Source organism: Halovivax asiaticus JCM 14624 (assembly GCF_000337515.1).
Classification (GTDB): Archaea; Halobacteriota; Halobacteria; order Halobacteriales; family Natrialbaceae; genus Halovivax; species Halovivax asiaticus.
In genome coordinates, this window is the sequence record NZ_AOIQ01000020.1 from 1 (window position 1) to 6,749 (window position 6,749).

The following is a 6,749-nucleotide window of genomic DNA, read 5'->3' on the forward strand; positions in this document are numbered from 1 at the left end:
AGAGATGTGTATAAGAGACAGCGGCGGCGAGTCTCGTCGACGAAGCTGGGTCCCGCCTGAGCGACGTGTCGATGGGCGCCGGTGATGAGAACGGTGTGGACCACGACGGCGAGGGCGACGAAGCCGGTACCACTGCGGACGACACCGACGAAGCGGAGGGTCTTCTCGGGATGGGCGACGACGGACTATCGCTCGACGATCGGTCGATCAGTGGCGGAGCGTCGGGTCGAACTCGCCAGTCGGTGAGCGGGCTCGGTCGCGCGACGTACTCGACGATGCCGGCGCGGGATCGTCCCGACATGTCGGGCGTCCCGCGCTACCGGACCCTGGCCGATCGATAGCGACTCGAGTGACGCGATGCTACGGTGTCGATACCGGCGCGTTCACTCGTTCAGGAGGTGTGACTTGTTCGTCCGGAATCGGACGGGAAGACGCTGGAAGCGCCCGACGCTTCCGTGGATCTCGAGCTCCTGCCGATCGGTCAGTCCTCGTCTTCGTAGTCCAGTGCGACCGAGTTGATACAGAAGCGCTGTCCCGTCGGTTCCGGGCCGTCTTCGAAGACGTGTCCGAGGTGGCCGCCGCAGTTCGCACACAGCACCTCCGTGCGGCGCATACCGTGGCTGGTGTCGAGACGCGTCTCGACCTTGTCCTCCGGCGCGTCGTAGAAACTCGGCCAGCCACAGCCGTGATCGAACTTCGTCGTCGCGTCGAAGAGCGTCTCGCCACAGCCCGCACAGGCGAACGTGCCGTCGCCGTCGTGGTCGACGTACTCGCCGCTGAACGGTGCTTCGGTTCCGGCCTCGCGGAGGATCTCGTACTCCTCGTCGGAGAGCTGTTCGCGCCACTCCTCGTCGGTTTCGGGGAGGTCCGCTGTGTCCTGGCTCATACCGTGACTTGGGCCGGGACGCCAAAGAGTCTGTCTCCCGAGTCACTCGCCGGGCCCGATTTCTACCTTCATTCGACGGGAGTCGATTCCCCTCACTCGCCGGATGCCGGCTTTCCCGTCTCTGAGCGCCGCCTAGTTGATCGAGATGCCGGTGATAAGGTTCGTACTCGTACACTCCGGACACTGACTCATCCGTCCGAGACCGGGGACATCGACTCGCTCCCACGCGTCGTCCCCATCCGGGGCGCTGAACCCACAGTTCAGACAGCGCGACCGCTTCGGTGGTGCCTGTGTCTGGCCCATGTGGGGCGATATACCACGGGCGGTCTAAGGTGTTATCCACGGTTGCAGCGACTGTTCATCGGCGAAACACACATACGATCATCGCGGTGGGCAGTGCGTCAAAGCCGCCCACCCCGGTCGTCATCGCGCTACAGGACGCGCTCGGAGTCGGGGTTCTCCAGGTCCCAGAGTAACTCGGGGAGGAAGGCCTGGAGTTCGTCGATGACGCGGCGCTCGGAGACGCCGAGTCCCTCGCAGTGATCGTGGGCGGACTCGCGAATCCCGACGTGAAGTCCGTCTGCCTCCCGACTGACCGCGAGCGGGAAGACCGAACACCGCGTCGGTTTCCAGTCGTGCTCGTCTTCGAGGTGGAGCTGACAGAGGCCGTCGTCTCCGAGGAAGGCACATGCTTGGCCGTCGTCCGCGACGTGCTCCTCGCGCGCTTTCGGCTCGCGGGTGACGAACTTCTCGCCGCGGAAATCCGTCGTCGTCTCGGAGAGGTTCGCTCGGCTGGCGAGTTCGATCAGGTCTTTCCCGTAGAGCAAGACGCCGTGCTGACAGCACCAGGTGCACTCGGAGACGCACTCGAACGTCAGCTCGGGGTCGAAGTCGACCACGACCTCCTTGCCGGGGTACACCTCGACCCGCGGGCTCTCGGCGCTGACCGGGACGGGATCGTCTCCGCCATAAGCACCCTCCGACGGTGTCCTCGGCTCGTCGTCGCCCTGATCGGTCACGATCCGACGAAGCGGACCGACGGAGAAGTGTCTTTCTACCGGGTATCGGTCCGAGTCGGAACACATCGGTCACGAACACTGCCCTGATCGCGGGTTCCGGGGTTACCAAGTGGTCCCGTTTCCGTCCCACTCCTCGGCCAGGAGCCCGTATCGGATCACGTTCACGCGCGCCCCGTCGACGAACGCCTCGTTTCGGAACGACCCCTCCTTCTCGAATCCCACCTTCGTCAGGACACGTGCCGACGCCGGGTTCGTCGCGAACGTCTCGGCGTGGAGCTTGGCGATGCGGCGCTCGTCGAACGCGTACTGACAGACGAGCGAGAGGGCGTCGGTGGCGTAGCCGTTCCCCCAGTATTCGGGCGCGATCGCGTAGCCGATCTCCGCCGTCCCCCAGACCTCGTGGGCCGGGGTCAGCCCGATCGTTCCGACGGGTTCGGGCTCGTCGACACTATCCAGCCCGAGTGGATCGTCGCCGTCGGTCGGCGCGTCGGCACGACAGATCAGGAAGTCGAATCCGTCCTGCTCGTCCTGGCGCTCGATCCAGTCGCGTTCGGCCGCCGCCGTGATCGGGTCCGTACTCGCGATTCGTCGGCGAACCCGCGGCTCGTTCAGCAACTCCTGGCAGAACCGACTGTCCTCTCGCTGGATCGGGCGCAGTGTCACCTGCTCGCCCGCGCAGAACGGTGGTCCCGGCATGTGGCCCGATTTCGGGTCGACCGTCAAAGCTGTTGGCCCCGTCGCGACGGCGAATCGGCGGGGGTAACGCCCGACTCCACCCTGCGACGCTACTCGAGAACGAGGTAAGTACGTCCCCCGCGGTGTTCGAGCGAGACGAGGTGAGTGCCGACGTTCTCCTCGACGAACGTCTCGAGGCTCGTGACGTCGAGTTCGGTGACGTCGACCCGACGACGTTCGGTCCGGGCGATCCGCTCTTCGAGCGCGTCGACGGTGGGGTCGTGCTGGGGCGCTGGGTGGCCGGCCGATTCCTCGTCGATCAGGACTGCGTTCGTGCTCATATTCTGTAGGATGTGCGGACAGTACGTCAAAGCGACCCGAGCGGAGTGAAAGTGAAAGTGCGTGCCTGCGGGCGGGTCACCGCCGATCGGACGGAACGGCGAAGACGTCGGCCCGAACGTCGGTCGAGACGCCGTACGCCGCGTCGTCGAGGCACTGGGGACGGTCGACGTCTCCATTCTCGTACCGGCTGTGCAGCGACGCCGTCACGGCCTCGCGGACACACGCGCGAGTCGCTGCCCCGACGCGGGTCGCACTGCCGGAGAATTCGGCGGTCGGCCCGGTCGGATCGTGGCCGACGGTGAGCGCGTCGCTCGTCGTACCGGGGAAGCCGGTTTCTGCGAGCAACGTGGCAGTTTTCGCCTCCGCGGCGACGGCGACGAGGTTCGCGAGTGCGCCGCCCGCGAGCGATCGGTCGGTCACGACGACGAGGTTGACCGTTCCGGTCGTCGTCGATTCCCCGTCATCACCGACCGAGGCTGGTGGGAGCGATCCGCCCGCCGGGTCGGCTGGCAGGACGGCCGGATTCGAGATGCCGACTGTGGCGTAGGCGGTGACCGGCCCACAGTTCGCTCCGCGACCGTGACTCATCTCGACGCCGGTCAGCAGGACGGGTCCATCGTCGGTGAACGACGCCGCGGCGAGTCGCTCGCGGACGTCCGCGGCGATATCTGGCGGGGCCCATCCATTGGGAACGGTGACGTTGTAGGCCGCGTCGGCGACCGTCCGGCCGCCGTGCCAGCCGGTGTGGAGCCACTCGGTTCCGGGTCGGCGAACCTGGAGGACGCCGTCCCGCCGCGACGCGTCCGCGATCGAGTCCGTCCCGGACGCTGCGTCGTCCGCGGCGACTGACTCATCCATCGCCGAGCACCTCGAGTACCCGGTCGGTCGTCTCTCGATCGCGGACGGCGATGCGGACGTGCGAGTCGAGTCCCCGGAACGTCCGCGCGTCGCGGAGGGCGATCCCCGCGTCGCGAGCGCGTTCGAGGACGGCGTCCACGTCGCGACCTGCGCACTCGACGAGGACGAACGGTGCGTCCGAGGGTGCCACCGCGAAGCCGGCACCGACGAGGCCGTCCCGGAGGCGCGTTCGTTCCCGCCGGACGCGTGACCGCGTCTCTCGGACGAATTCCTCGTCTCGCAGGCAATGGGAGCCGACTGTCGCGGCCGGCGTCCCGAGGCTCCAGGCCGGTCGTGCCCGTTCGAGCGTCTCGCCGAGTGGACCGGAAGCGACGGCGAAGCCGGAGCGCAGACCCGGGAGCCCGAACAGCTTGGTTAACGAGCGGGCGACGATCACGTTCTCGCGTTCCCGGACCGCCATCGAGGCGGATTCCGTAAATCCGAGGAACGCCTCGTCGACGAGCAGCGTCGTTCCGGTAGCCTCGCAGCGACCGGCGAACGCGGCCAACGCGTCCGGATCCGTGAGCTCCCCGGTGGGATTGTTGGGGGTACAGACGATCGCGAGCGCACAGCCGCTGGGGTCGACTGCTAGCACCTCGTCGTGTGGCACGAATCGCGGGTCGCCTCCCTGGAGGCGTACCTCGCGGGCGTACTCGCCGAAGCTCGGGAACGGAACCAGCACCTCGTCATCGGGGTCGACGGTGAGCCCGATCGCGAGTCGAATCGCAGCCAGCCCGCCGGCCGTCGGGACGACGTGTTCGGGATCACAGCCGACGTATGCACCGGCTGCCTCGCGGAAGGACGGATACGCGTCGTCGGGATACCGGCCGGCCGCCGCCAGCGCGTCCCGGTAGACGGCCTCGACGCCCTCGGGCGGCTCGGGAACGACGTTCGCGCTACAGTCGAGCACTGACGGGTCCGATTCGCCACCGTGGGGGACGCGATCGGTGTCGCGGACGGATTCGGTGTCCACTGTTATCGTCCCTCCGACGAGACGCTTGGATCCGGTGCCGACTCCGGCTCCGCCCCGTCCAGAAACTCGTCGACGCCGAGTCTGTCACAGATCGCGGCGAATCGGTCGCGGACGGCGGCCAGGTCGTCGGTCGGAACGAGTGAGAGTGCCCCACCCATCGCGACGCCTTCCTTGACTTCACCGGCGCAGTAGCGGTTCATCGTCACGTGGTCGCGTTCGTCGAACCCGGGATCGGTGACGGTGAGTTCACAGTCGAATCGATCGGCCGCGCGTTCTATATCCTCGCCGCGATCGGCGGCGACGAAGGACGTCGTGGCCACCGTGAGCGGGCCAGTCACGCCGGCGTGGCGGAGGACGGCCGCGATCGCGAGTTGTTGCGTGCCGCCGGCCAGTGTGACGTCGATCCCGGCCTCGAGTGCGCCGGCGGCGACGCCGGCGACCGTCGCCTGTACCGGGTCGCCGACGGCCTCGATCGCTGCGAGCGGCGCGCTCTCACACTCGCCTGCCTCGATCCCGCTGGCTTCGAGGCCGTCGCGAACGACCGATCGTTTTTGCTCCATCGGGTTCGCCGGCAGCGACGACGAGACGCCAACTCGCTCGCCGAGAGCGGTTAGCACCCCGAGCGCGGTCGTGGTCCCGCCGGGAATCGTCTCGCCGATCGTGATCGCGTCGTCCGGGAGCGACGCACCGAACGAGCGGGCGCGTTCGAAGAGCCCGTCGGCGTCCGGGACGGCTCGTTCGTCCCTGATATCGGCTCCCGGTTTTGCGTCGAGCGTGACCGTCGGCGCGGCCGTCGGGGCTGCCAATCCGGCGTCGATGGTGGTCACGGGAAACGCCCTGACTTCGCGAACGGCGCGGGTGACGGCCGCCGGCGTCACGCAGCCGGTCGGCGAGATCGGCGTGACCGGCGAGCGGACCGGTTCGCCGTAGACGAGGAGCTCGGCGTCTCCGGGCGGCGTGTGGGCCATGAGTTCCGGCGTCGCTCCGGCTGCACTGATACCGTCGACGAGCGCCGTCTCGGTCGTGCCGGCCGCGAGAATCAGTCGCATCGATCTACCTCGGAGTGGGTCCGGCGCCTCGCGCCTTCGTTCACCCGTGCTTCTTGCACTGTTCGTCCGTTCGCTTCCTCGATCGTGTGGATTCGCCAGAGTGGTCCTGTCATCGGTGGTCTCCTCGGTGTCGTTGTGCGATTCGGACGTCGTCGAGCCGGTTCACGTTGATCACCGCCCCGGCGCTCCGGAGGACGTGGACGAGCGGTCTCGATGACTCGGTGCCCCTCGATCGATCGTCGTCGGTCGCGGGTTCGGCCCCGACCACGTTGAGGCCGGTCGGGACGAGGCCGTCGACGACGGCGGCCTCCTCGGCTGACACGCCGAGGTGTCGTTTCAGCGTACGAGGGATACAGACCGTCATCGATGGCTGGCGGGGCGCGTCGTCCGTCGACGCGTCGGCCCCATCGTCCGCTCGCGTTCGAACACGGGCGCGGTAGGCTCGACACACGTCGTCGACGAGCTCGGCGGTGAGCAGCGGCAGGTCCGCGGTCACCGTCAGGATTGGCGGCTCGACCCGCGAGTCGTCGAGTGCGGTGGCGAGGTCCGGGACGTAGCCCGCGCCGGGCGTCTCGATCAGTGCCATCCCGGATTCGGCGAGGTGCGAGCGCGTCTCCGGGGCGTTCGGCGAGACGACGGCGTAGGTCGTCTCGATCCGGCTGGCGGCGAGCGCCCGACGGACGCGATCGACCATCGACTCACCGGCGATCGGATACAGCGGTTTTTCCGCGTCGGTATCGAGGCGACTCCCCTCCCCGCCGCACATCACCAGAGCGTCCACGCGATCACCCCCGCGTGGAGTCCGACGACGCGGCCGACCTCGTTCGCCGCCCCGAAGACGTCGCCACTCGCGCCGCCCAGGTTCCGCCGCGCCCACAGCCAGGGGATCGCCTGTCTCTTATACACAT

At 68.0% G+C, this 6,749-nt stretch carries 11 protein-coding genes; 1 reads left to right on the forward strand and 10 read right to left on the reverse strand.

What is annotated here, in order from left to right; genetic code table 11:
* Nucleotides 1–95 precede the first annotated feature (95 nt).
* Nucleotides 96–341: a hypothetical protein gene (locus C479_RS12495; RefSeq protein WP_152415897.1), complete on the forward strand. Its 246-nt coding sequence runs from the start codon at nt 96–98 to the stop codon at nt 339–341.
* 140 nt (nt 342–481) lie between these two features.
* Here C479_RS12495 and msrB read toward each other — a convergent pair whose 3' ends face one another.
* The 10 genes from msrB to C479_RS16120 form a co-directional block, all read right to left on the reverse strand.
* Nucleotides 482–886, reverse strand: a complete 405-nt coding sequence (gene msrB, locus C479_RS12500; protein WP_007703154.1) for a peptide-methionine (R)-S-oxide reductase MsrB — start codon at nt 884–886, stop codon at nt 482–484.
* A 132-nt stretch (nt 887–1,018) separates the two neighbouring features.
* Nucleotides 1,019–1,189 carry a hypothetical protein gene (locus C479_RS16575; protein ID WP_007703156.1) on the reverse strand — a complete coding sequence of 57 codons (171 nt, stop codon included), beginning with the start codon at nt 1,187–1,189 and terminating at the stop codon, nt 1,019–1,021.
* A gap of 128 nt (nt 1,190–1,317) precedes the next feature.
* Entirely contained in the window at nt 1,318–1,806 is a 489-nt protein-coding gene (locus C479_RS12505; protein WP_049907295.1) for a YkgJ family cysteine cluster protein, read from the reverse strand.
* Between the two features lie 201 nt (nt 1,807–2,007).
* Entirely contained in the window at nt 2,008–2,601 is a 594-nt protein-coding gene (locus C479_RS12510) for a GNAT family N-acetyltransferase (RefSeq protein WP_007703160.1), read from the reverse strand.
* A gap of 89 nt (nt 2,602–2,690) precedes the next feature.
* Complete coding sequence (locus tag C479_RS12515; protein ID WP_007703162.1) at nt 2,691–2,921, reverse strand: hypothetical protein; 231 nt, start codon at nt 2,919–2,921, stop codon at nt 2,691–2,693.
* A 76-nt stretch (nt 2,922–2,997) separates the two neighbouring features.
* Complete coding sequence (locus tag C479_RS12520; RefSeq protein WP_007703164.1) at nt 2,998–3,780, reverse strand: adenosylcobinamide amidohydrolase; 783 nt, start codon at nt 3,778–3,780, stop codon at nt 2,998–3,000.
* Nucleotides 3,773–4,792: a threonine-phosphate decarboxylase gene (locus C479_RS12525; protein WP_007703166.1), complete on the reverse strand. Its 1,020-nt coding sequence runs from the start codon at nt 4,790–4,792 to the stop codon at nt 3,773–3,775. The genes C479_RS12520 and C479_RS12525 overlap by 8 nt, the downstream gene beginning before the upstream one ends.
* 2 nt (nt 4,793–4,794) lie before the next feature.
* Nucleotides 4,795–5,940, reverse strand: coding sequence for a nicotinate mononucleotide-dependent phosphoribosyltransferase CobT (gene cobT, locus C479_RS12530; protein ID WP_338034109.1), 1,146 nt, complete (start codon nt 5,938–5,940; stop codon nt 4,795–4,797).
* 10 nt (nt 5,941–5,950) lie between these two features.
* On the reverse strand, nt 5,951–6,607 hold the full coding sequence (locus C479_RS12535) for an NTP transferase domain-containing protein (RefSeq protein WP_007703170.1): 657 nt from the start codon (nt 6,605–6,607) through the stop codon (nt 5,951–5,953).
* The coding region (locus C479_RS16120; RefSeq protein ID WP_193788375.1) for an adenosylcobinamide-GDP ribazoletransferase at nt 6,607–6,749 on the reverse strand (143 nt) is incomplete at its 5' end. The genes C479_RS12535 and C479_RS16120, both read right to left, overlap by 1 nt.